The following is a 26,146-nucleotide window of genomic DNA, read 5'->3' on the forward strand; positions in this document are numbered from 1 at the left end:
GAGATGGGCGAGGAACGGCCGCGAAGGGCCCCCACATCGTCTCAGCCATACCCCCTAGGGGTATTGTGGATGGTGATCCAGGAGGTTCCATGCCCACGACCACCACGCCGGTGACTCTGACGACCCGCCAGGCTGCGACCGCGCTCGCCGAGACCGAGCTCGTCATCACCGGGATGACCTGCGCCTCGTGCGCCATGCACATCGAGAAGAGCCTCAACTCGCTCGACGGCGTGGACGCCCAGGTCAACTACGCCACCGAGAAGGCACGGGTGCAGCACGACCCGGCCGTCACGGGTGCTGAGCTGGTGCGCGCGGTCCAGGACGCCGGGTACGAGGCGCAGCTGCCGGTGGCCACGGACGCGCCGGACGCACCGACCACGCCCGATGTGCCGGACCACGTGGCATCTCTGCGCCAACGGCTGCTCGTCAGCTGGGTCCTCACGGTGCCGGTCATCGTGCTCGCGATGATCCCGGCCGCGCAGTTCCGCAACTGGCAGTGGCTCTCCCTGGTCCTGGCCGCGCCCGTCGTGGTCTGGGGTGGGCGACCCTTCCACGTCGCGGCCTGGGCCAACGCCCGCCACCGCGTGGCCACGATGGACACGCTCGTCTCGCTCGGCACTCTCGCGGCGTTCGGGTGGTCGCTCTACGCGCTCTTCGTCGGCGACGCCGGGATGCCCGGCATGCGCCACGGCTTCGAGCTCACCGTCTCCGCCTCGAGCGGGGCGGACTCGATCTATCTAGAGGCCGCTGCAGGGGTCACTGCGTTCCTGCTCACCGGTCGCTACATCGAGGCCCGGTCCAAGCGTGCCGCCGGTGCCGCCCTGCGCGCTCTGCTCGACCTCGGCGCGCGCGACGTGGCGGTGCTGCGGTCGGGTGGCGAGCGTCGTGTCCCGATCGGGGAGCTCGCTGTCGGCGACGCGTTCGTCGTGCGCCCTGGCGACAAGATCGCCACGGACGGCGTTGTCACCGAGGGTCGTTCGGCGGTCGACACCTCGGCGATGACGGGGGAGTCACTGCCGGTGGAGGTCGGCGAGGGCGATCACGTCGCCGGTGGGACGCTCGCCGTCGAAGGTCGGCTGGTGGTCCGCGCCACCCGCGTCGGTAGCGACACAGCCTTGGCACAGATGGCGCAGCTCGTCGAGGACGCCCAATCAGGCAAGGCCGCTGTGCAGCGGCTCGCCGACCGCGTCGCGGGCGTCTTCGTCCCCGTCGTCCTGCTCATCGCGCTCGCCACCCTGGTCGGCTGGCTGGCGTTCGGCGGCTCCGTCACCGCGGCCTTCACGGCGGCCGTCTCGGTGCTGGTGGTGGCATGCCCGTGCGCGCTCGGACTCGCGACCCCGATGGCGCTGCTCGTGGGCACCGGCCGGGGCGCCCGCGCCGGGCTGCTGATCAAGGGCCCCGAGGTGCTCGAGACCTCCCGCACCCTGGACACGGTGCTCCTGGACAAGACCGGCACCCTCACCACGGGTGTCATGACGGTGCGCGACGTGGTCGCGGCCGACGGCGTGGACCGCGATGAGCTGCTGAGCCGCGCGGGGTCGGTCGAGCACTCCTTCACCCATCCCGTCGCCCGCGCGATCAGCGCGGCGGCGTCCGGGCGCGTCGACGCCCACTGCATCAAGGACGTCAGCGGGCTCGGAGTGACCGGAATGGTCGACGACACGACCGTCCTCGTCGGCCGCCCCGCCCTGCTGGAGCAGCAGTCGGTCGCCGTCCCGGACCAGCTGATGGACGAGCTGCGTCGCCTCGAGAGCGACGGTGCCACAGCGGTGCTGGTGGCCTGGGAAGGGTCTGCGCGCGGCGTCATCGCGGTCGCCGACACGGTGCGCCCGACGTCCGCGGACGCCGTACGTCGGCTGCGCTCGCTCGGTCTGCACCCGGTGCTGCTGACCGGCGACAACGCCTGGGCGGCCGCCCGGGTCGCGGCGGAGGTGGGGATCGAGCAGGTCATCGCCGGCGTCCTGCCGCAGGACAAGGTGACGGCCGTGCGCGAGCTGCGGGAGCAGGGGCACGCGGTCGCGATGGTGGGCGACGGGGTCAACGATGCACCGGCGCTCGCGCAGGCCGACCTGGGCATCGCGATGGGCGGTGGCACAGACGCGGCGATCGAGGCCGGCGACATCACTGTGGCATCCAGCGACCCTCTCGCGGTCGCCGACGCGATCCGGTTGTCCCGCAGCACCCTTCGGGTGATCAAGCAGAACCTGGTGTGGGCGTTCGCCTACAACGTCGCGGCGATCCCACTGGCCGTGAGCGGCCGGCTCGGGCCGATGGTGGCCGGGCTCGCGATGGCCCTCTCCTCGATCTTCGTGGTGCTGAACTCGTTGCGGTTGCGGCGTTTCCGCACCCTGCGCTGACGCGTCGCTCCTTCCGTCGAGGGGTGGAGGAAACGAGCGAGGGGTGGGGCAACGGCCCCACCCCTCGTCGTTTCCCCACCCCCGATGAGGAGGAACGGTGTCAGCCGGTGACGCCGACGCGGGTATTGACCGGGGACGGCGTGGGCGGCTGCGCGGAGGGCGGGCTGCTCTCGCCCACGCCCACCGAACGAGTGGCGACCGCCGTGTGGAAGGTGCTGTCCCCACCGCAGAAGGTCTCGCTCACCGTGACGACGTGCGTGCCCCGGCTGACCGCTACTGAGATGGGGTTCGTCGTGAAGGACACGGGCACCAGCGGATCCGAGCCGTGGCATTGCAGGTCGCCGGGGTCGGCGCCGCCCACGGACCTCCCGTCGATCACGACGTTGTAGCCGCCGACGCGAGGCTCGGCGTGGCCGCCACACCACGCTCGAGCGGTTGGGGGTGCCGCGCGTCAGAAGAGGTTGACCGCGCGGGCTGCGACCAGGGTGACGGACAGCACCGACACCGTCCCGCCCAGCATGAAGAGCATCTTGCTGCGCGGGCTGACGGGCATCGTGTCGGTCGGGCTGAACGCCGTGGCGAGCGTGAACGCAGTGAAGAGGTAGTCGGTGAAGCAGGTGAGGAACGACGTGTCGTTCACATCGGACATCTGGGGGAAGAGCAGGTCCGGGTGCTCGGGCGGGTGCGGGTGCTCGGGGTTGCGGGCGAACGGCCCGCCGCGGTCGATCTCCCAGAAGATCGCTGTGTTCGCAACGATGTTCGTGACCTCGATGACGACCGCAGCGACGATCATCTCGCGGGCGGACACCTTGCCGCCCGTCGCGATCGCGATGATCAGATGCGCGAGGTCGAGCGCGTTGACGACCAGGACGCCGAGCGCGGAACACAACGAGGCCCGCCGCCACGTGGTGTCCTCCCGCCGCAGCCGCACCGGATCGGACAGCACGAGCGGCAGGAGCAGCAGCGCCTGTGCCACCGGCATCAGCCAGGCCGGACCGATCGACGCCTGCCGGGGCAGGAAGAGCTGCAGTGCGAGCGCCAGGGCCACGGCGACCGAGATCGGCCATCGGCGCATCGAGCGCTCGGGCGTACGACGGGGATCGATCACGAGAGGTCAATCTAGGCCCACCGTGGACACGATGAGCCCTCGACGGACCGGCCACATAGATTGGCTATGGCAGAACAGAGACGAGGAGGGTCCGTGGCGAACATGCGCGCTCTGATGGCCGACACGAGGCCACTGCGCACACCGGAGTTCCGTCGGCTCTGGACCGCGGGCATCGTCACGCTGATCGGCGCCCAGCTCACGGTCGTCGCGGTCCCCGCGCAGATCTACGAGCTGACCCGCAGCTCGGCGTATGTCGGTCTGACCGGGGTCTTCGGGCTCGTCCCGCTGGTGGTGTTCGGACTGTACGGCGGCTCGCTCGCCGACGTGATGGACCGGCGGACCTTGCTGCGCGTCACCACGGTCGGCCTGATCCTGAGCAGCGGCCTCTTCTGGGTGCAGGCGCTGATGGGTCTGCACAACGTGTGGGTGCTGCTCGTGCTCTTCTCGGTGCAGCAGTCGTTCTTCGCGGTGAACCAGCCGACGCGATCGGCCGTGCTCCCGCGCATCCTGCCCGAGGTGGAGCTCCCGGCGGCCAACTCGCTGAACATGACGGTGATGCAGTTCGGCGCGATCGCCGGTCCCCTCGTCGGTGGTGCGCTGCTGCCGGTCTTCGGCTTCTCCTGGCTCTACCTGCTCGACACCCTGTCCCTGGTCGCCACCCTGTGGGCCGTCATCGCGCTGCCCCCGCTCCCGCCGGACGGCAACGCGCCCAAGGCCGGACTGCGTTCGGTCCTCGACGGATTCGCCTACCTGCGCAACCACAAGGTGCTGCTCATGTCCTTCCTCGTGGACATCATCGCGATGCTCTTCGGTATGCCGCGCGCGCTCTTCCCGCAGATCGCCCACGAGTCGTTCGGCGGTCCGGCCGAGGGTGGGCTGGTCTTCGCGCTGCTGTTCGCGGCCATCCCCGCGGGCGCCGTCCTCGGCGGTGTCTTCTCCGGGTGGGTCTCGCGCACCGAGCGCCAGGGCTACGCCGTCATCGTCGCGATCGTGGTCTGGGGCCTCGGGATCGTCGTCTTCGGGGTGGCCGTCGGCTTCGCGCACGGCAGCCACGCCGGGGTGCTGTTGATCGTCGCGCTCGTGGCGCTCGCCGTGTCCGGCGCCGCCGACATGGCGTCCGCGGCGTTCCGCTCGACGATGCTGCAGAGCGCAGCCAGCGACGACGTGCGCGGTCGGCTGCAGGGAGTCTTCACCGTCGTCGTCGCGGGTGGACCGCGGTTGGCCGACGTCGCGCACGGCGGGGCCGCGGCCCTCGTCGGCACGTCGGCTGCCGCCGCGGGAGGTGGGGTGCTGGTGGTGATCCTCGTGATCGCCGCGGCACTGCTGGTGCCGGCGTTCGTGCGCTACCGGGTCGTGCGGGAAGCGGCCGCGCCGATGCCGGTGGGCGGCTGACCGGTCGCGGAGTCCCTTACAAAGCCCGACGCCGGGCCAGGAACGACTGCAGCACCACGACCACGGCCAGGAACGCGCCGTTGACCAGGTCCGAGGCCGACGAACCGTACTGGGACAGGTGCACGCCGATGAGGTTCTGGATGACCGCGAGCAGCAGGACACCGGCCGCGGTGCCGTACATGGATCCCGAACCGCCGGTCAGGATCGTGCCGCCGATCACCACCGCGGCGATGGCGGTGAGCTCGTAACCGACCCCGATGTTCGTCACCCCGGACTGCAGCCGCGAGGCGTTGAGCATCCCGGCGACCGCGGCGAGCGTCCCGGACAGCATGTAGACGAGCACCTTCGTGCGGCGCACCCGCACGCCCATCAGCAGCGCCGCGTTCTCGCTGCCGCCGATGGCGAAGAGCGCCTGCCCGAAACGGGTGCGCACCAGCACCACCGCGGCGATCGCGAAGAAGGCGACAGCGGTCAGGATCGGCCGCCACGTGCCGTCGCCCAGGAAGGCGAAGACGGAGTGACCGGGCACCAGGTAGGTCGTCGACCCCTCGTTGCTGATGGCCTGCAGCAGGCCGCGGGCGAAGAGCAGTCCGGCCAGGGTGACGATGAAAGGCGCGAGCCGCGCGTACGCGATGAGCGACCCCTGGATGACGCCGATGACCAGGCCGACCACGATCGGCAGGAGCACCGCCACGCCGCTGCCGCCGTGGTTCATCCCCCAGGCTGCGAGCACCCCGCCGAGCGCGAACATCGATCCGACGGACAGGTCGATGCCGCCGGAGATGATGACGAAGGTCTCGGCGAGCGCCAGCAGGGAGACGTACGCGTTGCCGACCAGGATGGTCGAGAAGTTGCCGCTCGAGGCGAAGCCCGAGGAGAAGATGCAGGCCAGCAGCACCACGAGCACCAGGACGACCGGGCCGCCCTGGCGTTGCAGCAGCGCGAACACCCGCTCGCGCGGGGTCTCCGTCACCCCGCCACCGGCCATATCCTCGGCGGGCGCGGTCATCTGGCTGCTCATCGGTTCGCACTCTCCCGGGCGATGAAGACGGCGATGCAGATGATGACGGCCTCGATCATCTGCTCGTAGGAGTTCTTGACGTTGTTCTGGATCAGCGTCGCGGAGACGAGCTGCATGAAGATCGTGCCGGCGACCGTGCCGATCACCCTGATCTGACCGCCGCTCAACGGAGTTCCGCCGACGACGACCGCGGTGATCGCGAGCAGCTCGTAGTTGAGCCCGTAGTTGGCCGGGTCGGCGTAGGCCCCATGCCCCGCGATCAGGACACCGGCGACGGCGGCGAGCATGCCCGACATCACGTAGACCGACAGCAGGATGCGACGCACGGGCAGCCCGGCGAGGAAGCTTGCCGACGCGTTGTCGCCGACGGCCACCAGGTTGCGGCCCAGCGTCGTGCGTCGGACCACGAAGGCGATGATCGCCACGAGCCCGGCGCCGATGTACGCCATCTGCGGCAGTCCCAGCCATCCGGTGAGGCCGAGGTTGAGCAGGGTGGGGTCGTTGAGCGGTTTGGCCGTGGCGCCGTTCATGATCACTGCGAGCCCGCGTAGCCCGATCATCAACGACAGCGTGGCGACGATCGGTTGCACGCGGGCGAAGGCGACCAGACTCCCCGAGATCGCGCCGCAGACGCCGCCGGCCAGGATCGCCAGGGCGATCGAGACCCAGACGCCGTACCCGAGGTAGAGCGGCAGCACCGCGGAGGTGAGGGCGATGACGCCTCCCACCGACAGGTCGATGCCCTCGGTGCCGATCACCAGCGCCATGCCGAGCGCGACGATCAGCACCGGGACGGCCTGGTAGAGCTGCACGCGCAGGTTGTCCAGGCTGAGGAAGGAGGAGCTCATCACGGCGTTGACGGCGATGAGGACGACGATGCCGGCGTAGACGGCGTACTTGGCGACCGGCGCCGCCCAGCGCCGGCGCCCCACGGGCTGCTCGGCCTTCGTCGAGGTCAGGGTGGCGGTCATGAGGAGTCCTTCGCCGGTTGCACGTCGTCGGAGATGGAGGGGTCGGCGGCCAGCGCCTGCATGAGGTTGTCGTCGGTGACGGCGTCACCGCTCAGGTTGTCCACGACCTTGCCCTCGCGCAGCACCACGATGCGGTCCGAGCCTTCGATCAGCTCCTCCAGGTCGGAGGAGATGAGCAGCACCGCGAGGCCGTCCTGGGCGAGCTCCTCGATGAGACCCTGCACCTCGGCCTTGGCACCGACGTCGATCCCGCGGGTCGGCTCGTCGAGGAGCAGGGCCTTGGGGTGCAGGCACAGCCAGCGGGCGAGCAGCACCTTCTGCTGGTTGCCGCCGGACAGGTCAGAGACCCGTTGGGAGGGACTGGAGACCTTGATCTGCAGCCGGTCGATGAAGAACGAGACGATCTCATCCTGTTTGGAGCGCTGCACCAGTCCCAACCGGGACAGCCGCGGCAGGGCTGCGAGCACGATGTTCTCCCGCACCGACAGGCCGGGCACGATGCCGTCGAGTTTGCGGTCCTCGGGCAGCAGCGCGATACCCGCGCGGATCGCGGCGGCGGGCGAACGACGCCGGAGGCGCTTGCCGTTGACGGCGACCTCTCCGGACTCGGCGTGCAGGGCGCCGACGATCGCCCGGGCGGTCTCGCTGCGGCCGGCGCCGAGCAGCCCGCCCAGCCCGACCACCTCGCCGCGGCGTATGTCGAGCGACACGTCCTCCAGCGTGTGGCGCACGTTCAGCCCCTGTGTGTGCAGGACGACGTCGTCCTCGACGTCGCGGTCCTCGGCGAACGCGGTGCTGCCGTGTTGGCGCAGATCGCTCGCGTCGCGTCCCAGCATCATCGAGACCAGCTGCAGCCGGTCGATGTCCTCCATCGCGCTGGAACCGACGACCTGCCCGTCGCGCATGACGGTCACCCGGTCGCAGACCCGGTAGAGCTCCTCCATCCGGTGGCTCACGTAGAGGATCGCGATCCCGGATGCAGCGAGGCGCTGGATGACGGTGAAGAGCGTCTCGACCTCGCGCTTCTCCAGCGACGACGTGGGCTCGTCCATGATGACGACCCGGGCGTCGATCTCCACGGCTCGGGCGATCGCGACCATCTGCTGGGCGCCGAGCGCCAGTGAACGCAGCGGTCGGGCGGGATTGACGTCGATGCCGAACTCCCGCAACCGGGCTCGGGCGTCGCGGTTCATCCGGGCCGTGTCGACCAGGCCGAAGCGGCGTGGTTCGCGGCCGAGGTAGAGGTTGCGGGCCACGCTCATCAGCGGGATGAGATTGACCTCTTGGTAGATGGTCGAGATGCCGGCTGCCTGGGCCTGCAACGGGTCGGTGAAGCTGACGGGCTCGTCGAGCAGCCGCACCTCGCCCTCGTCAGCGGTGTAGACCCCGGTCGAGATCTTGATGAGCGTGGACTTGCCCGCGCCGTTCTCACCGACGAGCGCGTGCACCTCGCCCGCCCGCAGTTCGAGGGAGACGTCACGCAACGCGCGTACGCCGGGGAAGGACTTGCTGACGCCGTCCAGGCGGAGCACGACACCGGAAGAGTCGGACATCAGGGCCTTTCGAGCAGCGATGGGGCGGGGCACCTCAGGGTCCTCGCCCCATCGCCTCCGTGGTCGAGGATCAGTACACGTCGCCGTTGGAGAGCGCGGCCTTCGCGTTGTCCTTGGTGAAGTGGTGGTCGGCGATGATGACCTTCGTCGCGACGCCGGCCGAGGTGTAGAACTTCTGCAGCGCGTCGAACGCCAGCGGCCCGAAGCGCGGGTTGGTCTCGACGTCGGCGACCATCACGCCGTTCGCGACGTCCTGCACGCACTGCTGCGTGCCGTCGATCGCGACGACCTTGATGTCCTTACCGGGCGTCTTGCCCGCGGCACGGATGGCCTGGATCGCTCCGAGGGCCATCGTGTCGTTCTCGGCGTAGACCCCGGTCAGCTTCGGGTGACTCTGCAGGATCTGCTCCATCACCTTCTGCCCGGTGGCCTGGTCGAAGTTGGCGGTCTGGGACGCGACGATCGAGATGTTCGGGTACTTGGCCTTGATCTGGCTGGTGAAGCCGTTGGTGCGGTCGGTCGCGACGTTGTTGCCCGAGGTGCCCTGCAATACGGCGACCTGCCCCTTGCCGCCCATCCCGCCGGCGAGGTCGTCGGCCGCGATCTGGGCCTGCTTGTAGAAGTTGGACCCGATGAAGCCGATGAAGTCGCTGCAGGCGGTGCCCTTGACCGTGCGGTCGATGGTGAGGACCGGGATGTGCTTGGCCTTGGCCGCCGAGAGGGCCGGGGTGAGCCCGTCGGAGTTCTCCGGCGCCACGATCAGCACCTTGGCGCCCTGGGAGATCATGTCCTGGATGTCGGTGTTCTGTTGCGACACGTTGGCGTTGGCGTTGCGCTGGATCAGCTTGATGCCGAGGGTCTTGGCCTCGTCGGTGATCGACTTGGTCTCCGTCGCCCGGAAGGGGTTGCTGGTCGACTCCGACTGCGAGAAGCCCACCGTCACGCCCTTCAGGTCGAGCTTGGGGGCGCCGTACTTGGTGTAGGTGCAGGTGGGGCCGGATCCGCCGGCCTGTGTCTGGACCTGCTGCTGACCTCCGTTGCTGCTCGAGGACGACGATCCGCTGCTACTGCTCCCGCCACTCGCCGAGGAGGAGTTCCCCGAGCTGCTGCTCTTCGTGCAGCCGGCGGTGCCGAGGACCAACGCCGCTGCCACCGCCGCCACCCCTGCCGACCTCAGATTCCGTGGGCCGCGTCCATCCACTCGAACCATCGTGCACACCTCTTCCACTGTGATCGCCGTCACGTCGCGGCGTGAGCCTCATCTAACTCGCCCGAACGAGAGCGGTCAATAACGATCACCTAACGATGCGAATCAATGCCACAATGTCGCCTCAGCTCGCTAGACAGGCGTCGCTCGGCGGCAGAAGCGGTGTTTTCATCGCGATCGAATACGATCAAGAACCATCTTTCGCCCGAATTCCGGTAGCGTTCGGCTCATCCGGCGTCCGAGAGGTGGTGAAGGGCAGTGATCGCAGCCGAACGGCGCGCAGCCATCCTGGAGATCGTGCGGTCCCGGGGGTGGTCTCCCTACGGGCGCTGGTCGAGACGACGGGCTCCTCGGAGGTCACCATCCGGCGCGACCTGCGGTCCCTGGAGCAGGAGAACCTGCTCAACCGCAGCCACGGCGGCGCCGTCCTCCCCGGGGGTCTGACCCACGAGCTGTCCTATCTGCAGAAGTCGTCGGTCGCCGCCGACGAGAAGGTCGCCATCGCCGTCGCGGCGGCGGGTCTGGTGCAGGAGGGCGACGCGATCCTGCTCGGTGCGGGGAGCACGACGCAGGCGTTCGCGCAGCAGCTCACCGGCTTCCGCGACCTGACGGTGGTGACCAATTCCCTTCTGGTTGCAGAGAAGCTGGCCGGAAGTTCGGTCGAAGTCATCGTCACCGGCGGGACGTTGCGCGGCTCGACGTTCGCCCTGGTGGGCGCCGAGACGGAGCGCAGTCTGGCCGACCTGCGTCTGCACCGGGCCTTCCTCTCGGGCAACGGTCTGAGCGTCGACCACGGCCTGTCGACCCCGAACGTGCAGGTGGCGAGCTCGGACCGGGCGATCGTGAGCGCCGCCTCCGAGGCCGTCGTACTCGCCGACCACACGAAGCTGGGCGTCGACACGATGTGCCGCACGCTGGACACCGACCGGATCACCCACCTCGTGACGGACTGGCGAGCGGATCGCGCCGTCGTCGCCGCCTTCCGCGAGCGCGGGGTGGTGGTGCACGTCGCGACCAAGGTGACCGCTGACGCCGACACCGGCGCCGGCAGCACCGGTTGAGCGGAACTGACCGGTCGTGAACACCGGTAGAAGCTGACGAAACGTCCACCCGTTGTCGGTGCTCGGGGGCACTATGAGTAGCTCGATCTCATGACTGTGGAGGGCGCTATGGCGAACCAATCCGGTGACCGGTCGACGGTGCAGGGCAGCGGACGAGATGCCGTCGAAGGGGTGACGACGTCCGGTCCGGTCCCGGACGACCAGCAGATCGACGTGACGTTGGTGCTGCGTCGACGCGCTGAACTACCGGCCGCGGGCCATGCCTCCGATCCGATCGACGCGGCCGAGCTCGGCGAGCGGTACGGCGCCGACCCGGCCGATCTGCAGGCCGTCCGTTCGGTCGTGACCGACGCCGGTGCGCAGGTGCTCTCGGAGGATCCCGCCGGTCGCCGTGTGATGGTGCGGGGCACGTACGCGGTGCTGAAGAAGCTGTTCGGCGTCGAACTGACCCAGGCGCGCGGCGACAGTGGGTCGTTCCGGATGCGCACCGGTGAGCTGTCCGTGCCGACGGGCTTCGGCGGAGCGGTCATCGCGGTGCTGGGTCTGGACGATCGTGACCAGGCGCGCGAGCGGTTCGTGCACGCCAGCGCGGCAGCGACGTCGTACACACCGATCCAGCTCGGGGAGATCTACCACTTCCCGGCGAGCACCGACGGCACCGATCAGGTGGTCGCGATCATCGAGTTGGGCGGCGGCTACCAGCAGGACGACCTCGACGCCTACTTCACCAAGCTCGGGGTCGGCTCACCCGCGGTGACCGCGGTGGGGGTCGACGGGGCCGAGAACGCACCGACCGGTGACGCCAACGGGCCGGACGGAGAGGTGCTGCTCGACATCGAGGTCGTCGGCGCGCTGGCACCGAAGTCCCAGATCAAGGTCTACTTCGCCCCCAACACCGACGCCGGCTTCCTCGACGCCGTCACGGAGGCCGTGCACGCGTCACCCGCGCCCGCGGCGGTCAGCATCAGCTGGGGTCAGAGCGAGGATCAGTGGACCGCGCAGGCGAGGACGGCCATGGACGCCGCCTTCGCCGACGCGGGGGCGCTCGGGGTGGTCGTCACCACGGCCGCGGGTGACAGCGGATCCTCCGACAGCGGAGTGGGGGTGCACTGCGACTTCCCGAGCTCCAGTCCGAACGCCCTGTCCTGCGGGGGCACGTCGCTGCAGGCGACCGACACCACGGTCAGTTCGGAGACGGTGTGGAACAACGGGGCAGGACGTGGCGCCACCGGTGGCGGTGTCTCGGACGCGTTCCCAGTGCCGGCGTACCAGGCGAGCGTGGGCGTTCCGGCTCGCAAGGGCGGGGGTGCCGGACGCGGCGTACCCGACGTCGCCGGCGTCGCCGACCCGGCCACGGGCTACCAGGTGCGGATCGACGGCACCGACACCGTGATCGGTGGCACGAGTGCTGTCGCACCGCTCTGGGCAGCGCTCACGGCACGCCTGGTGCAAGCGACCGGACGCCGCTTCACCGACGTCCACACCACGCTCTACACCGGTGCGGTCGCGGGCGTCGTGCCGGAGGGCTTCCGAGACATCACCAGCGGCAAGAACGGCGCCTACCAGGCCAAGCGCGGCTGGGACGCCTGCACCGGTCTCGGTGTGCCGGTCGGCGACGCGCTGCTCGCCCGGCTCAAGGACGCCTGAGCCGCACGCTTATCGGGCGGGTCAGGCGACCTGGAACGAGCGCTTCGAGAGGCCGAACTCGTAGCCCGCGATCGTGGTCTGCACCGGTGCGTCGGCTGCGGTCGCGGCGCCGAGGGTGACGAAGAGCGGGGTGTAGTGCTCGACCGTGGGGTGGGCGAACCGCAGGCCGGGCGCCCGGTCGCGGTACGCCGAGAGCAGGTCGACGTCGCCGCGTGCCAGCGCGTCGGCGGCCCACTCGTCGAAGTCCCGTGACCAGCTCGGCACCTGGTTGTCGAAGAACGCCTCGCGGGTCAGGTAGGGCAGGCCGTGCGTCATGAACCCGGATCCGATGACGAGCACGCCCTCCTCGCGCAGCGGGCGCAGGCGCGCGCCCAGATCCATCAGCCGCTGCGGGTCGTGCGTCGGCATCGACATCTGCAGGACGGGCACGTCGCCGTCGGGGTACATCACCTTCAACGGCACCCACGCCCCGTGGTCCAGGCCGCGGCGGGTGTCCTGGTGCACCGGCTCGGTGTCGGGCATCAGCGACGCGACCTTCGCGGCCAGTTCGCTCGCGTCCGGGGTCGCGTAGGTCATCTGGAAGAACCGCTGCGCGAAACCGCCGAAGTCGTAGACCAGCGGGGTGTCGGCCGCGCTGGCCGAGATGGTGAGCGGGGCGGACTCCCAGTGCGCGCTCACGATGAGGATCGCGCGCGGGGTCGGCAGCGCCTGCGCCCAGGCGAAGAGCTGGTCGATCCATCGAGCGTTGTCGAAGAGAGGGGGCGCGCCGTGGCTGAGGTAGAGCGCGGGCATCGCTCCGTCCGCCGTCGTCCAGGGCCGGCGGTCTCGGCTGCGCGGGGCGGTGGAGACCAGGAATCGGTCGAATGCCGCGCCGGGAAGGTCAGGGGCGTTCACAGGTCCTCCACTCTTAATGTTCAAGCTTGAATAAAATACCATAGAGGGATGGCACCTGACGAGGACACCCGCTGGTTGGACGATGAGGAGCGCGCGGCCTGGCTCGACATCGTGCGCATCGTGGTGAAACTTCCCACCGTGCTCGACGCCCAGCTCGGCCGCGACGCCGGCGTCAGCTACTTCGAGTACATGGTGCTGGCCATGCTGTCCGAGCGCCGGTCCCGCACCCTGCGGGCCAGCGATCTCGCGCGCGTCGTCAACTCCTCCGCGACCCGGCTGTCCAACGTCGTACGCCGGCTGGAGCAGCGTGGGCTGCTCGCTCGACTGCCCGACCCGGACGACGGGCGGGGGACGCTGGTCCGGCTCACGGATGCCGGCCTGGACCTGACGATCAGCGCGGCCCCGCTGCACGTGCAGACGGTGCGCGCCGCCGTCTTCGACCCGCTCGAGCCCGGCGATGTGCAGGCCCTGCACGCCTCGCTCGGCCGGATCCTGGCGCGCATCGATCCGGACTCCGCCACCGAGCCGCTGCCGATCGAGGTCGAACCCACCCACGAGCGGGCCCAGCCGACGGCCTAGGGCATCGCTCGCCTGCATGGCGCACCTAATCTGGGGCGATGGTGATCGAGCACCGGTACGCCGCGCGCCTCCGCTGGTCGGGGTCGACCGGGGTCGGGTACGACCACTACCCGCGCGAGCACGAGGTCGTGGTCGCGGGCGAATCGCTGCGGATGAGCAGTGACCCCCACTTCGGCGGCGATCCGGCCTCCCGCAACCCCGAGCAGTTGCTCGTGATGGCGGCCAGCAGCTGTCAGCTGCTGTCCTTCCTCGCAGTGGCCGCCCGCGCGCGGCTCGACGTCCTCGCGTACGACGACGACGCGGCCGGGTTGATGACGCAGGGCGACGGCCCGGCGTGGGTGGAGCTGATCCAACTGCGGCCACGCATCGAACTCGCCGCCGGAAGCAGGACCGATCAGCTGCAGCGCCTCGTCGAGATCGCCCATCGTGAATGCTTCATCGCCCGCTCGCTGCGCAGTGGGATGAAGATCGAGGCCACGATCGTTGTGGAGGGTCAGGACGTGACCGTGGTGCGGGTGGCCGATGCCGCCGCCCCGCGCGTCGAACCGCAGCGGGGGTGAGCACACCGGCGCGTCCGCGTTGCACAATCGAGGCAGGAGGCCACCGATGTCCCAGATGCACAGTCCCGACTACTCCCAGCTGCAGTACGCCGAGAGTCTCTACGAGCAGAAGGACTACGCCGAGGCCGCCCTGGTGCTGGAGAAGCTGCTCGACCACTCGGACGTGACGCACGGCACGACCGACGCGCGCCTGCTGCTGGCCCGGTCCTACTTCCACTCCGCGCAGCTGGCCAACGCCGAACGTGAGGCGCGCGCCGTGCTCGCCGTCGCCCCCACCGAGGGGTACGCCGCACTGCTGCTCGGGCGCACGCTGCAGCGCCAGTCGCGGCACGCCGAGGCCCGCAACTTCCTGGAGATGGCCAAGATCTGGGGTGTCGACGCGTGACGCGCTGACGGTGTTCGCGACGGTCGACGGTGTTCGAACGCCGTCGACGAACGCGAACGCCGTCATGGTGCGGCCGCCCGCGGGGCGCGATAATCGGCGAATGGATCCGCTGTCTGCGCGAGTAGCCACTCCCGATGCGCTCGAGGCCCTCATCGGCCAACCCTCGGAGCGCACGCGTCACAAGGTGCGCACGGAGTTGACCGACGCCGACCTGCGATGGCTGGCGGCATTCCCGTTCTGCGTGCTCGCGACCAGCGATGCCGACGGTCGGTGCGACGCCTCACCGAAGGGTGATCCGGCCGGCTCGCTCGTCCACGTCATCGACCGGCGCACCGTCGCCATCGCCGAACGCCCCGGAAACAGAAGGGTGGACGGCTACCACAACATTCTCGCCAACCCGCATGTGGGGATGATCTTCCTGGTCCCGGGGCGCAGCGACACGTTGCGGGTCAACGGTCGCGCGCAGCTCGTCAGCGACGCGCCCTGGTTCGACCGGTTGACGGTGCGCGCCAGCCGACCGGTGCTCGCTGCGGTTGTGCAGGTCGAGGAGGTCTTCGGACACTGCGCGAAGTCGCTGGTGCGCTCGGGTATCTGGCATCCGGACGGCTGGGCGCCGCAAGCCGTCGACGGGCTCGGATCGAGCCGTGCGTCGCGCTCTCTCGATGAGTTCATCCGGGAGACCGAGAGCGAGCAGGTCGCCGGATACAGTTCCGGGCTCTACTGATCCGGCCCCCACGATTCGGCGGAGTGTGCGAAACGGAGGGGTACGCCGTGCGTACCCCTCCGTTCTGAGTCGAGCAGGGTCGAGCTCAGGCCTGCTTGATGGCCGAGATCTCGATCTGCAGGGTGATCTTGTCGGAGACGAGCACGCCGCCGGTCTCGAGCGCGGCGTTGAAGTTGATGCCGTAGTCCGAGCGGGTGATGGTGGTCGAGCCCTCGAAGCCGACGCGCTCGTTGCCGAACGGGTCCGTGGCCGAGCCGTTGTAATCGAAGTCGATGGTGACCGACTTGGTGGTCTCCTTGATGGTCAGGTCGCCCACCACGCGCAGGGTGTCGTCGTCGACCGCCGTGACGTCGGTGGAGTGGAAGGTCATGGTGGGGAACTTCTCGACCTCGAAGAAGTCTCCGGTGCGCAGGTGGCCGTCGCGGTTCTCATCACGGGTGTCGACGCTGGCGACCTGGATGGTGATGTCGATCTTCGCGTCGGACAGGCCGGCGCCGGACGTGGCGGTCCCCTCGATGTCCTTGAACGAGCCGCGGACCTTGGTGACCATCGCGTGGCGGGCGACGAAGCCGAGCTCGGAGTGCGCGGGGTCGATGGTGTAGGTGCCGTTCAGGTCCTTCAGGGCGGTGCTCATGGGTGCTCCTCTGCGAGATGTTCACGTATGGATGACGTGCTGGGGACAACTTTCCCCAAGATTGGGTGATGTGTCAACTATCCAGGTAGAGTGGACTGCATGACTTCAGGTGTGAGATGGCTCGACGACGAGGAACAGCGCGTGTGGCGCCAGTGGTTGCAGACCAATTCGCGCCTCCAGGCCCACCTGGCGCGCCAGATGCAGGAGGAGTCGCGGCTGTCGCTGCCGGATTTCGAGGTGCTCGTGACGCTCAGTGAGACCCCCGAACGCCGGATGCGGGTGGTGGCGCTCGCCGACAGCATCAAGTGGGAGCGCAGTCGCCTGTCCCACCACCTCACGCGGATGGAGAAGCGCGACCTGGTGACCCGTGAGGAGTGCGCGCAGGATCGGCGCGGCGCTTTCGTCGCGCTCACCCCCTCAGGCCTCACCGCGCTGGAGGGCGCTGCCCCCGGTCATGTCCGCGAGGTGCGGGCCGCGATGTTCGACGTCCTCAGCCCGCAGGAGATCGCTCAGCTCGACCACATCACCGCCACCTTGCTCGCCCGGTTGGGCCAGGAGGATGAAGGCGGCCTGTGCTGCGGGGCGTGACCTCCCGTCGTTCAGTCCTCTGAGCGGCCCTCGGCAGCATCCTGCGGAGAGGGGTCATCGCGCCGGAAGCCCCAGTAGGTGTTGTTGCTGACCAGGAAGAAGGTCAGCAGTCCGAGCAGCAGCCACCAGACGAGCACGAGCAGGTGCAGCCCCAGGGAGTCGCCGCCCAGGTAGACGATGCTGCGGACGGAGTCGACACCCGCGCCGTTCGGCAGCCAGCGCCCGACGACCCGCCACAGGGTGGGCAGCAGTTCGTAGCCGTAGGCGCCTCCGGCGCTGGGGTTGCCGAGCACCACGAAGAGCAGTATCGAGATGCCGATCCCGATGATCCCGAAGAGTGCCTCCATCCCCATCGTGAAGACCGAGGCGGTCAGCGAGACCAGCATGCCGACACCGGCGACAGCCCAGAAGTGTCCGTTCAGGGCGCCGATGATCGGCCCGACCACGAGCGCGCCGCCGATGCCGGAGGCGACCGCGTACGCCGCGCAACCCACCAGCCGCCACAGCATCCGGCGGAAGTTGCGTGCCCGGGTGCCGCGGCGGATGCCGAGGAACGATGCCAGCAGGTAGCCGCCCACCATCCAGCCGACCACGAGATAGAAGCTGGTGAGCCCGCGGCTGTCGCCGGCCTGGACCGGCACCACGTCCTGGGTCTTCAGCGTGCGGCTCTGGCTCGAGGCCACCTGGGAGAAGATCGCGTTGACGGCGGCGGTGATCGAGGATCCCTCGGCCGAGTTGACCAGCAGAGTGTCCTGCTTCGAGTTCGGGTTGAAGAGGTAGACCGCTTGCCGCCGACCCTCGCGCAGCTCCTTGGTCGACTCCGCGCGATCGCTCGAGGCGTAGGCGGCGACAGGTCTGCCGTCGATGGCGTTCAGCTTGTTCGCGACGTAGCCCTGCCAACCGTTGCTCGACACCACATCGACGGTGATCGCGTGCGGCTGCGGTTTGTGAAAGGCGCCCACGTACGACGCGATGAAGAGCAGCTGGACCAACAGCACGGCGAGGATCACGCCGATGCTGCGGGGGCCGAGGACATCGCGCAGTCGTCCGCGGAAGGATTCGTCCGCGCTGCGCTCGTAACCGGGCCGAGGGCCGGTCGTGGGCGGCCGGCGAGTGGCGCCGTGCCCCGGTTCGCTGGTGCTCATGGGCCCTCCCGACACCGGCCCGGTGTGGGCCGGTCTTCGTGAAGATACCGGACGCCTGCGGCCGAAAGGCCGCACGAATGCACGATGCTGCCCTGTCTCAGGCCAGGATCGGACCCATGACGCGCGCGGTACTGCACACCCCACGGATCGAGCTGTGTCCGATGACGCCGGAGCACCTACCCCTGCTGCACCGGTTGGACTCCGACCCGGAAGTCATGCGCTACCTGATCGGGAGGGCACGCACGCCCGCCGAGATCGAGCAGTTCTGGGGGCCCCGCTGCGCCGACACGGCTGCCGACGAGCTGGGGGTCGGCTGGTGGGTGGGGTTCCAGGAGGGGGAGTTCCTCGGGTGGTGGGACCTCGGGCGCAGTGACTCGCCCCCCGGCTCGCCGGGTCGCCTCGCCGAGGCGGAGATCGGGTGGCGTCTGGAACGACGCCGCTGGCGCCAGGGACTGGCGAGCGAGGGGGCGGCGGAGCTGCTGCGGCACGCGTTCGAGACGGTGGAACTACGGCGGGTGTGGGCCGAGACGATGGCGGTCAACGCGGGTTCGCGCGGCGTCATGCGGCGCATCGGCATGCGGCACGTGCGGACCGACGTACGGATCTGGGACGACCCGCTGCCGGGCTCCGAGGAAGGTGAGGTCGTCTACGAGATCACGGCCGAGGAGTGGCTCCGCAACACCGCACCCTGACCGGCCGGGATGCCCTCCCCGTCAGTGACGCGCCGCGCGGACCGGAAGCCAGACGCACAGCCCCATGAGCACCATGGCGAGCGGGAAGTGCACTGCTTGGACCCCGGGGTTGTCACCGATGATGCCGCCGAGATAGGCCTCGAGGACGAGCGCCACGGCCAGCGCGATGCTGCCGAAGAGTAGATCCTTGCGCTCGCGCAACCTGAGGACCGCCCAGACCACCGCGACGATCGCGAGGAGGATGGCGAGGTCGGCGCCGCGGGCGTGCACCTGCACCCAGCTGCTGTTGTTCTCCTTGGACTCGCGGATGAAGATGCCCGCCCAGACGCCCTGGAAGAGGACGACCACTGCCACCACCCCGACGAGGGCGGCGAAGACGCGGTGGTGGGTGGCGGAGCCGGGTGTTGTCGAACGTGTGGGAGCGGACATCGAAGACCTCCGGAAACGTTGGGTGGGCACGAGACGCACGAACGCGGACATGGCATGGGCCGGCTCTCGACGCTGAGTCCGGCGAACGCGACACTGGCACGCATCGTCCAGACTCAACGCCCGGACCTGAGAGAATCCTGAGGATGATCTCAGGTTGCCCTTTCGACGGTCGGCCCCGTCCCGTCACGCGGCGTCGATCCCAGCGCGAGTGCCATGCCAGTTCCGAGGATTTGATCTGGTCCGGGGGCGCGCCGATCCTCTGCCGCAGAGCGGTGGCGCGGAAGCCACGGTCGTCGTCCATGGACTGCAGCAGCGACGCGGCCAGCGGCACCTCACCCATCGCGAGAGCCGCCACGACGCGGTCTGCCGGGTCGCTGGACTCGACCAACTGCCGTCGTACGACGCGCGCGTCGATCACCACCGTCGTCAGCGTGGCCTCGTCGATCCCGAGACCCTGACCGATGTCGATGACCACACGCCGCATGATGCCGCAGCCACGACATGCTTCGCCTCGAGGAATGAACCGCGGACCGATGGGTACAGCACGAGGGAGGGTTCGCCCGAGGAGCGGGCCGCGTGGTCGAACGGGTTGCCGGACGGGATGGGACACGCGCGTTGGTAACGTCGGCAGAACCAAGCAGAACACTCTCTGGAGAGCAGCGTGAGCAGTGCACGATGCAGTGATGGACGCCCGACAGCACGATGACGGACGTCGGCCCGGCACCGGCGTGCAGACCGAGCAGGTGGTGCTCGTCGACCCGGCCGGCAACGCGATCGGCTCGCATGACAAGCACACCGTGCACGGCGCGGACACGCCGCTGCACCTCGGCTTCTCCTGCTACATCTTCGATGACCGGGACCGCCTGCTGGTCACCCGGCGTTCGCTGCACAAGCGCACCTTCGGCGGGGTCTGGACCAACTCCGTCTGCGGTCACCCGGCTCCCGGCGAGACGCTGCGGGCGGCGGTGATGCGGCGCGTACGCCGCGAGCTGGGGTTGGCGATCGGTCTGCCCCGGCTGGTGCTGGCCGACTTCTCCTACTACGCCTCGATGCTCTCGATCGCCGAGAACGAGCTGTGCCCCGTCCTCGTCGCCCACGCCCTGGGCAGCAGGCCCCATCTCGACCCGGACGAGGTCGCAGACCTGCAGTGGGAGCCGTGGACGCGGTTCGCCTCGCAGGTGGCGAGCGGCGAACGCATCGTCTCGCCGTGGTGCCGCGAGCAGGTCGAGGCGCTGGCGGGATTGGGTGACAGCCCCGACCGTTGGCCCAACGCGTCGCCGGGCCTGTTGCCGGCCGCGGTCCGCTGGTGAGGTTGCCCGCGAGCGCGGCGCCGTTGTCCGCGCGGATGCTGCTGGCGGGATTCGACCGCCTCGTCCGATCCAACCTGCGCTCGGTCAGCGTCCGCGGCACCCTGCCGCCGGCGCCCGTCATCTGGGCCGGCAACCACCACTCGTGGTGGGACGCGTTCGTGGCCTCATCCGTCCTGCGCGGGGAGCACCACGACGCGACCCTGGTGATGGACGCGGAGAACCTCGCGTCGTTCGGGTTCCTCAAACCGCTCGGCCTGGTGCCCAGCGATCAGCCTCGGGCCGGTCTCACCGCGCTGCGGGGGGCCGCACGCTCGTCATCCTCCCCGAGGGCGAACTGCTCGGACCCGGCCCGATGCGCCCTCTGCACCGCGGAGCCGGCTGGTACGCCGAGCACACGTCGGCGCCGCTCGTGCCCGTCTCATTGAGGGTCCTCATCCGCGGGCACCAGCACCCCGAGGCGATCGTCGACCTGGGCGCGCCGGTGCAGGGCGCCGATCTCGCCGCGGTGATGGCGGCCCAGCTGACCGCGTTGGACGAGCTGATCGCGACCGCCGACCCGCGCGAGCCGCTGCCGGGTTTCCGGCAGGTGGTGTCCGGACGCCGGTCGTTCGACGAACGGATCGGCCAACTCGCGGAGAAGGTGCAGCGTTGAGGGCACTGCTCGCGGTGGTCACGGCGTACATCACGGTGAAGGTCGCTGTGGGACTGTCGAACTCGAGATCCTTCCCCGTACTCGACGCCGCCGCGACGTCGACGGGCGGTGGTGACGATGTGTCGCTGATCGTCCCGGTGCGCGACGAGATGGCCAGGTTGCCGCCGCGGCTGCCGGGGATGCTCGCTCAGAAGGTGCGGGAGCTGATCTTTCTCGACGACTGCTCGACCGACGGCACGACGCAGCTGCTGCACGACGTCGCCGCCGAGCACCCGCACGTGCGGGTGGTCCAAGGGCGGCCGATGCCGGACGGCTGGGTCGGCAAGACATGGGCGTGCTCGCAAGGCGCGGAGGCCGCGCTCGGCGACGTGCTCGTCTTCTGCGACGCGGACATCTCGCTGGGGGACGGAGCGATCGACGCGGTGCTGGGTCAGCTGCACGCCCAGCGTGCGGATCTGATGTCGGTCTTCCCGCGTCAGGTGACGAAGACCTTCGCCGAGCACGTCACGATGCCGCTGATCGACGACCTGCTGCTGACCGGCCTGCCCTTCCAGCTGCTGGAGCAGCCGAGGGCCAAGGGCGCGGCCGCTGCCAACGGCTCGATCATGGCGTTCCCGCGTGCCTCTTACGACGCGCTCGGGGGTTTCGCGGCCGTCCGCACCGAGATCGTCGAGGACCTCGCGATGGCCCGGCACACCCGACGCACCGGACACCGACTCGGCCTCGCGCTCGGCGGAGACCTGATCAGCACCCGGATGTACGAGGGCTTCGACGAACTCGTCGCCGGCCTCGGCAAGGGCCTGCTCGCCGTGATGGGCAACAGGCCGCTGCTCGTGGTCTACACCGCCTGGCACCTGCTCGCCTACACGGTGCCGCCGTTCCTGATCCGCCGTCAGCCGGCCTGGGCGATCCCGTGGGCGCTGGCCGTCGCGGAGCGCCTCGTCGTCGAGGCCACCACCGGCAGACGTCAGTGGTGGCAGTCGCTCACCATGCCGCTGACCCCGCTCTACGCGATCCCCGTCGCCGCGGTCGCGGTGCGGCGCACCAAGCACTGGAAGGGCCGGACCTACCCGTGAGCACCTTCCCTCAGCCGCGCACCGAGCCGGTCGCAGGGCACCTGGGCCGGTGGGGCACCGACCCGCTGGCCCTGATGCAGGAGGGTGCCGCGCTGGGGCCGGTCTTCCGACTGCGGCTGTGGCGCACGGCGTACGTCGGATTCAGCCCTGCGTGGAACCGGTTGGTGCTGGGCGACCTCGACACGTTCCGCAGCCGCGGCGGCATGAGCCGCCTGTCGCCGTACCTCAGTGACGGCATCGTGCAGACCGACTTCCCCGAGCACGCCGACCGCCGCGCCGCGCTCAACCCGGGGTTCTCCCGGACCGCGGTGGCCTCCCTCAACGAGCAGATGGAGCAGGTCGTCCGCACGCTGCTGCCGGCCGGCCGCTTCGACGCCGTCGCATGGTCCTCACGGCTGGTGCGCGCCGTCCTGTCGCGCACTTTCCTCGGCACCGGCGGCACCCACCCGGTGCTCGACGACTTCCTGGATCCGATGAGCCGGCCGCTGCCGCAGCCGTTCCTGCCGCGGCCGCTGCGCTTCCGGCGGATGAACGCCGTCCTGGCCGAACGTCTGCGTGATCCCCGAAGTGGTTCGCTGGCAGAGGTGTTCGCGGCCCACGGCGGCGTGCCGGAGATGCGGGTCGCGCTCGGTGCCGGGTATGACACCACGGCGCACACGCTGGCCTGGCTGCTGCGACACGTGGCGCTGGATCCCACCCACCTCGCACCCGAACGGCACGGACACGTCGTGAGAGAGGTGCTGCGGCTCTATCCGGCAGGGTGGCTGGGCAGCCGGGTCACTCGCCGCCCGGCCGAGTTCGAGGGCCGCACCATCCCCGCGCGCAGTCTGGTGATGTACAGCCCGTTCCTCACCCATCGTGACCCGTCGCTGTGGGAGCGGCCGCAGGAGTTCGACCCGGACCGCTTCGCCGACAAGGTGCCCGCCTGGGGCTACCTGCCGTTCGCCGCCGGTCCCCGCACGTGCCTCGGGCGGCACTACGCGACGCTCCTGCTGCACGTGGTGCTGCGGGTGCTCGCCGATCGCCGCCTGCTCTTCCACGACGGGGACGGGGCGATGCGAGCAGGCGTGACGTTGAGTCCGGCCGGTCCGCAGCAGCTGGAACTGGTGGCGGCATGACCCGCAGGACGGTCGCCTGGCCGCTCGCGTTGGTTGCGGCTGTCCTCTACAGCTCGTTCCTGCTGTCCTACGTCGTGCGCCGGGGGCAGCATGCCGACTTCGTCAGCCAGCTCGAACTCCCCGGCGCCCCGTACGCCGACTGGTACCGCGCGTCCGACGTGCTCGCCGGCCTCGCCCTGCTGGTGATCGCCTGGCTGTGCTGGCCGGACCGTCACGTCCGTACGGCGGTGCGCTGGGCGTGCGTCATGGTCGCTGTGGTCGGGGCCGGATCCCTGCTCGACGGCAGCACGTCGATGGACTGTGCGTCCGGGACGGGCACGACATGCGACCTGGGCGACCACAGCGTGCCCGGCCTGCTGCACCAGCTGATCGTGGGGCACACGCTGAGTGGACTGGCCGGATTCGCGGCGGCCGGCATCGGCGCCGCGTGCTGCGCACGGGCGAGCCACCCCGCACACCCCGGATGGATGCGCGTGCACATCGTCCTGGCCGCCGGCATCGGGCTGTGCGGCCTCGCCGACCTGGCCCTGCTGCTCGTGAACATCGACATGGGATTGGTCGAACGGTTGCGCATTCTGCTCGTGTCAGCGTGGATCGCGAGCGTTCCGTGGACCGTTCGTGCCGTGCGGCACGACGCGTGGGCTCGGTCCACTCACGACGCCGACACTCGTGCGGTGCGCTCATGACCGGCAGGGTGGTGGTGGTCGGAGCGGGGCTCGCGGGACTGTCGGCGGCGTGCCACCTGGCCCGCAGCGGCCACGAGGTGGTGGTGCTGGAGCGCGGCGACTGCGTCGGCGGCCTCGCCGCCGTCCGGCACGACGAGGGCTACACCTTCGACCTCGGGCCGACGGTGCTCACGATGCCGGACCTCATCGACGACGCGTTGCGGGCCGCCGGGACGAGCCTGGACGACGAGCTGACCCTGCGGCAGCTCGACCCGGCGTACCGCGCTCGCTTCGCGGACGGTTCGACCCTCGACGTACTCGCCGACCACGCGGCCATGACGGACCAGATCCGTGCCGCGTGCGGCGCGCACGACGCGGCGGCCTACGAGAAGTTCGTGGTGTGGTTGCGCGAGCTCTACGAGTTGGAGATGCCGCGCTTCATCGACCGCAACTTCGACCGGCCCTGGCAGATCGCCGATCCTCCCGGGCCGGCGGTGAAGCTGCTGCGGATGGGCGGGCTGCGCCACCTCGATCCGTTGATCCGCAGCCGTTTCGACGACGAGCGGCTGCACCGGCTCTTCACCTTCCAGGCGCTCTACGCCGGCGTCTCGCCGCAGCAGGCCATGGGCATCTTCGCGGTCATCACCTACATGGACAGCGTCCGCGGGGTCTTCTTCCCCGAGGGCGGGATCCACGCCGTGCCCCGCGCGCTGGCCCGCGCCGCCGAGGCGGCCGGGGTACAGATCCGGCTGCGGCAGGAGGTGACGGGGCTGCGGCGTACGCCGTCCGGCGCCGTCAGCGGGGTCGTCGCAGGTGACGAGGTGGTGGCCGCCGACGTGGTCATCGCGACCGGCGACCTGCCCACGATGTACGACGTGCTGCTGCCGGGAGTACGCCGTCCGCTGCCGTTGCGCCGTCCGCGGTACTCACCCTCGGCCGTCGTATGGCACGTCGGCACCGCCGATCCTGCGCCGGACGACGTGCGCCATCACAACATCCACTTCGGGCACGAGTGGGCGCACTCCTTCGATGAGCTGCTCGACGAGCGCGTGCTGATGCGCGACCCGTCCCGACTGGTGTCGGTGCCGTCGGTGACCGACCCGTCCCGTGCCCGGCCGGGAGGCGCGGCGATGTACGTGCTCGAGCCCGCGCCGCACCTGGGTGGGTCGCTGGACTGGGACCGGATGCGCGAGCCCATGAAGGAGCGACTCACGAAATTCCTTGCCACGAGCGGATATCCGACCGACATCGTGAGCGAACAGCTGGTCACCCCCGGCGATTGGGCCGACCAGGGTCTGACCGCCGGCACTCCGTTCGCGCTCGCGCACACCTTCTTCCAGTCCGGGCCCTTCCGTCCGACCAACGTCGCGCGCGACGCGCCCGGCCTGGTCTTCGCCGGTGCGGGCACGACGCCCGGCGTGGGGGTGCCCATGGTCCTGGTCAGCGGCAAGCTGGCCGCGCAACGTGCCCTGGCACAGTTGAGTGAGGAGTCGAGATGAGCGCCGACCCTGCGGTCCTGCAGGAGGGATATGCCCGCAGCGCGGTGCTGACCCGCGACTACGGCACGACCTACTACTGGGGTGCCCGCACCCTGCCCGCAGCTCAGCGCCGCGACGTCTACTCGGTCTACGCGCTGTGTCGCCTCGCCGACGACATCGTGGACGCGCCCCACGCCACCGACGGCGAGCACCGCGCCGACACCGGCACTCGGCTGGCCGATTTCGCCGGCTTGTTCAGGGCTCACCGGGCCGGGATCGGCGAGGACCCGGTGCTGAGCGCGGTCGCCGACACCGCCGAGCGCCGCGACATCCCCCAGGAGTGCTTCGAGCGGTTCTTCGGGGCGATGGCGAGCGACCTGACGGTCACGTCGTACCCGACGTACGACGACCTGCTGGGCTACATGGAGGGCTCCGCCGCGGTCATCGGGGAGATGATGCTGCCGGTTCTCGAGCCCACCGATCCGCGCGCGTACGCGCCGGCGCGCGACCTGGGCCTGGCCTTCCAGCTCACCAACTTCCTGCGCGACGTCGACGAGGACCTCGACCGCGACCGGCACTACCTGCCGCTGGAGGATCTGGAGCGCTTCGGCGTCGACCCCGACCAGCGGAGCGCCACCGATGAATGGAAGGCCTTGATGCGCTTCGAGATCCAGCGCACCCGCGCGCTCTACGCGCATGCCGACACCGGGATGCGCTACCTGCCGCCGGCGTCCGCTCGCTGCGTGGTGATCGCGCGACGGCTCTACGCGCGCATCCTGGACCTCATCGAGGACGCCGACTACGACGTGTTCTCCTCCCGCGTGCGGCTCCCGACCTGGCGCAAGGCCGGGCTGGCGGCGCGGCTGCTGGTGACACCGGTCGCGTTGCTGCGCTGACCCG

The 26,146-nt window shown here is 69.9% G+C and carries 29 protein-coding genes; 19 read left to right on the top strand and 10 right to left on the bottom strand.

Going from position 1 to position 26,146, the window contains the following annotated elements:
- Positions 1-89: 89 nt before the first annotated feature.
- Positions 90-2,357: a cation-translocating P-type ATPase gene (locus tag LVQ62_RS05290; protein ID WP_233766030.1), complete on the top strand. Its 2,268-nt coding sequence runs from the start codon at positions 90-92 to the stop codon at positions 2,355-2,357.
- A 100-nt stretch (positions 2,358-2,457) separates the two neighbouring features.
- On the opposite strand, the gene LVQ62_RS05295 is transcribed toward LVQ62_RS05290, so the two are convergent.
- On the bottom strand, positions 2,458-2,736 hold the full coding sequence (locus LVQ62_RS05295) for a hypothetical protein (protein WP_233766047.1): 279 nt from the start codon (positions 2,734-2,736) through the stop codon (positions 2,458-2,460).
- Positions 2,737-2,808: 72 nt separating this feature from the next.
- The gene (locus LVQ62_RS05300; RefSeq protein ID WP_233766049.1) at positions 2,809-3,465 is read right to left on the bottom strand and encodes a hypothetical protein; all 657 of its coding nucleotides are present in this window, start codon (positions 3,463-3,465) and stop codon (positions 2,809-2,811) included.
- Between the two features lie 102 nt (positions 3,466-3,567).
- On the opposite strand from LVQ62_RS05300, the gene LVQ62_RS05305 reads away from it, so the two are divergent.
- Positions 3,568-4,857 (top strand): MFS transporter, encoded by a 1,290-nt coding sequence (locus LVQ62_RS05305; protein ID WP_233767657.1) that lies wholly within the window; start codon positions 3,568-3,570, stop codon positions 4,855-4,857.
- A 16-nt stretch (positions 4,858-4,873) separates the two neighbouring features.
- On the opposite strand, the gene LVQ62_RS05310 is transcribed toward LVQ62_RS05305, so the two are convergent.
- From LVQ62_RS05310 to LVQ62_RS05325, 4 genes are read right to left on the bottom strand one after another with little or no spacing between them, the layout of a single operon-like run.
- Entirely contained in the window at positions 4,874-5,878 is a 1,005-nt protein-coding gene (locus LVQ62_RS05310) for an ABC transporter permease (protein ID WP_233766051.1), read from the bottom strand.
- The gene (locus LVQ62_RS05315; protein ID WP_179483193.1) at positions 5,875-6,849 is read right to left on the bottom strand and encodes an ABC transporter permease; all 975 of its coding nucleotides are present in this window, start codon (positions 6,847-6,849) and stop codon (positions 5,875-5,877) included. The genes LVQ62_RS05310 and LVQ62_RS05315 overlap by 4 nt, the downstream gene beginning before the upstream one ends.
- Positions 6,846-8,435, bottom strand: a complete 1,590-nt coding sequence (locus LVQ62_RS05320; protein WP_233766060.1) for a sugar ABC transporter ATP-binding protein — start codon at positions 8,433-8,435, stop codon at positions 6,846-6,848. Before LVQ62_RS05320 ends, LVQ62_RS05315 begins: the two co-directional genes overlap by 4 nt.
- 37 nt (positions 8,436-8,472) lie before the next feature.
- Complete coding sequence (locus LVQ62_RS05325) at positions 8,473-9,555, bottom strand: ABC transporter substrate-binding protein (protein WP_208052626.1); 1,083 nt, start codon at positions 9,553-9,555, stop codon at positions 8,473-8,475.
- Between the two features lie 365 nt (positions 9,556-9,920).
- On the opposite strand from LVQ62_RS05325, the gene LVQ62_RS05330 reads away from it, so the two are divergent.
- Both LVQ62_RS05330 and LVQ62_RS05335 read left to right on the top strand, forming a co-directional pair.
- The gene (locus LVQ62_RS05330) at positions 9,921-10,670 is read left to right on the top strand and encodes a DeoR/GlpR family DNA-binding transcription regulator (RefSeq protein ID WP_233766062.1); all 750 of its coding nucleotides are present in this window, start codon (positions 9,921-9,923) and stop codon (positions 10,668-10,670) included.
- A 108-nt stretch (positions 10,671-10,778) separates the two neighbouring features.
- On the top strand, positions 10,779-12,317 hold the full coding sequence (locus LVQ62_RS05335) for a protease pro-enzyme activation domain-containing protein (RefSeq protein WP_233766064.1): 1,539 nt from the start codon (positions 10,779-10,781) through the stop codon (positions 12,315-12,317).
- A gap of 21 nt (positions 12,318-12,338) precedes the next feature.
- Here the strand turns inward: LVQ62_RS05335 and LVQ62_RS05340 are convergent, their stop codons facing one another.
- A complete protein-coding gene (locus tag LVQ62_RS05340; RefSeq protein ID WP_233766066.1) occupies positions 12,339-13,211 on the bottom strand; it encodes a dioxygenase in 873 nt (290 codons plus the stop codon).
- Between the two features lie 48 nt (positions 13,212-13,259).
- On the opposite strand from LVQ62_RS05340, the gene LVQ62_RS05345 reads away from it, so the two are divergent.
- The 4 genes from LVQ62_RS05345 (at position 13,260) to LVQ62_RS05360 (ending at position 15,459) form a co-directional block, all read left to right on the top strand.
- Positions 13,260-13,790, top strand: coding sequence for a MarR family winged helix-turn-helix transcriptional regulator (locus LVQ62_RS05345; protein ID WP_208052623.1), 531 nt, complete (start codon positions 13,260-13,262; stop codon positions 13,788-13,790).
- 38 nt (positions 13,791-13,828) lie between these two features.
- The gene (locus tag LVQ62_RS05350; protein WP_208052622.1) at positions 13,829-14,350 is read left to right on the top strand and encodes an OsmC family protein; all 522 of its coding nucleotides are present in this window, start codon (positions 13,829-13,831) and stop codon (positions 14,348-14,350) included.
- A 46-nt stretch (positions 14,351-14,396) separates the two neighbouring features.
- On the top strand, positions 14,397-14,735 hold the full coding sequence (locus tag LVQ62_RS05355; RefSeq protein ID WP_179483186.1) for a tetratricopeptide repeat protein: 339 nt from the start codon (positions 14,397-14,399) through the stop codon (positions 14,733-14,735).
- A gap of 100 nt (positions 14,736-14,835) precedes the next feature.
- On the top strand, positions 14,836-15,459 hold the full coding sequence (locus LVQ62_RS05360) for an MSMEG_1061 family FMN-dependent PPOX-type flavoprotein (protein ID WP_233766068.1): 624 nt from the start codon (positions 14,836-14,838) through the stop codon (positions 15,457-15,459).
- 85 nt (positions 15,460-15,544) lie between these two features.
- On the opposite strand, the gene LVQ62_RS05365 is transcribed toward LVQ62_RS05360, so the two are convergent.
- On the bottom strand, positions 15,545-16,093 hold the full coding sequence (locus LVQ62_RS05365) for a YceI family protein (RefSeq protein WP_179483184.1): 549 nt from the start codon (positions 16,091-16,093) through the stop codon (positions 15,545-15,547).
- 99 nt (positions 16,094-16,192) lie between these two features.
- Here LVQ62_RS05365 and LVQ62_RS05370 point away from each other — a divergent pair, with 99 nt between their 5' ends.
- Entirely contained in the window at positions 16,193-16,681 is a 489-nt protein-coding gene (locus LVQ62_RS05370) for a MarR family winged helix-turn-helix transcriptional regulator (RefSeq protein ID WP_208052619.1), read from the top strand.
- 11 nt (positions 16,682-16,692) lie between these two features.
- Here LVQ62_RS05370 and LVQ62_RS05375 read toward each other — a convergent pair whose 3' ends face one another.
- Complete coding sequence (locus tag LVQ62_RS05375) at positions 16,693-17,826, bottom strand: ABC transporter permease (protein ID WP_208052618.1); 1,134 nt, start codon at positions 17,824-17,826, stop codon at positions 16,693-16,695.
- A gap of 116 nt (positions 17,827-17,942) precedes the next feature.
- Here LVQ62_RS05375 and LVQ62_RS05380 point away from each other — a divergent pair, with 116 nt between their 5' ends.
- Complete coding sequence (locus tag LVQ62_RS05380; RefSeq protein WP_233766070.1) at positions 17,943-18,518, top strand: GNAT family N-acetyltransferase; 576 nt, start codon at positions 17,943-17,945, stop codon at positions 18,516-18,518.
- Positions 18,519-18,539: 21 nt separating this feature from the next.
- Here LVQ62_RS05380 and LVQ62_RS05385 read toward each other — a convergent pair whose 3' ends face one another.
- The gene (locus LVQ62_RS05385) at positions 18,540-18,947 is read right to left on the bottom strand and encodes a hypothetical protein (RefSeq protein ID WP_208052616.1); all 408 of its coding nucleotides are present in this window, start codon (positions 18,945-18,947) and stop codon (positions 18,540-18,542) included.
- A 299-nt stretch (positions 18,948-19,246) separates the two neighbouring features.
- Between LVQ62_RS05385 and LVQ62_RS05390 the strand changes: the two genes are divergently transcribed.
- From LVQ62_RS05390 to LVQ62_RS05430, 9 genes are all read left to right on the top strand, one after another.
- On the top strand, positions 19,247-19,405 hold the full coding sequence (locus LVQ62_RS05390) for a hypothetical protein (protein WP_208052615.1): 159 nt from the start codon (positions 19,247-19,249) through the stop codon (positions 19,403-19,405).
- Between the two features lie 225 nt (positions 19,406-19,630).
- On the top strand, positions 19,631-20,257 hold the full coding sequence (gene idi / locus LVQ62_RS05395; RefSeq protein WP_233766072.1) for an isopentenyl-diphosphate Delta-isomerase: 627 nt from the start codon (positions 19,631-19,633) through the stop codon (positions 20,255-20,257).
- Positions 20,254-20,682, top strand: coding sequence for a hypothetical protein (locus tag LVQ62_RS05400; protein WP_233766074.1), 429 nt, complete (start codon positions 20,254-20,256; stop codon positions 20,680-20,682). Before idi ends, LVQ62_RS05400 begins: the two co-directional genes overlap by 4 nt.
- Complete coding sequence (locus LVQ62_RS05405) at positions 20,667-20,909, top strand: hypothetical protein (protein WP_233766076.1); 243 nt, start codon at positions 20,667-20,669, stop codon at positions 20,907-20,909. Before LVQ62_RS05400 ends, LVQ62_RS05405 begins: the two co-directional genes overlap by 16 nt.
- Positions 20,906-21,985: a glycosyltransferase family 2 protein gene (locus LVQ62_RS05410; RefSeq protein WP_208052613.1), complete on the top strand. Its 1,080-nt coding sequence runs from the start codon at positions 20,906-20,908 to the stop codon at positions 21,983-21,985. Before LVQ62_RS05405 ends, LVQ62_RS05410 begins: the two co-directional genes overlap by 4 nt.
- Entirely contained in the window at positions 21,982-23,103 is a 1,122-nt protein-coding gene (locus LVQ62_RS05415; RefSeq protein WP_233766078.1) for a cytochrome P450, read from the top strand. Before LVQ62_RS05410 ends, LVQ62_RS05415 begins: the two co-directional genes overlap by 4 nt.
- Positions 23,100-23,789, top strand: coding sequence for a DUF998 domain-containing protein (locus tag LVQ62_RS05420; RefSeq protein WP_233766081.1), 690 nt, complete (start codon positions 23,100-23,102; stop codon positions 23,787-23,789). Before LVQ62_RS05415 ends, LVQ62_RS05420 begins: the two co-directional genes overlap by 4 nt.
- Positions 23,786-25,267, top strand: coding sequence for a phytoene desaturase family protein (gene crtI, locus LVQ62_RS05425; protein ID WP_233766083.1), 1,482 nt, complete (start codon positions 23,786-23,788; stop codon positions 25,265-25,267). The genes LVQ62_RS05420 and crtI overlap by 4 nt, the downstream gene beginning before the upstream one ends.
- A complete protein-coding gene (locus LVQ62_RS05430) occupies positions 25,264-26,142 on the top strand; it encodes a phytoene/squalene synthase family protein (RefSeq protein ID WP_233766085.1) in 879 nt (292 codons plus the stop codon). Before crtI ends, LVQ62_RS05430 begins: the two co-directional genes overlap by 4 nt.
- Positions 26,143-26,146 lie beyond the last annotated feature (4 nt).

The sequence above is a fragment of the Allobranchiibius sp. GilTou73 genome (genome assembly GCF_021391335.1).
Classification (GTDB): Bacteria; Actinomycetota; Actinomycetes; order Actinomycetales; family Dermatophilaceae; genus Allobranchiibius; species Allobranchiibius huperziae.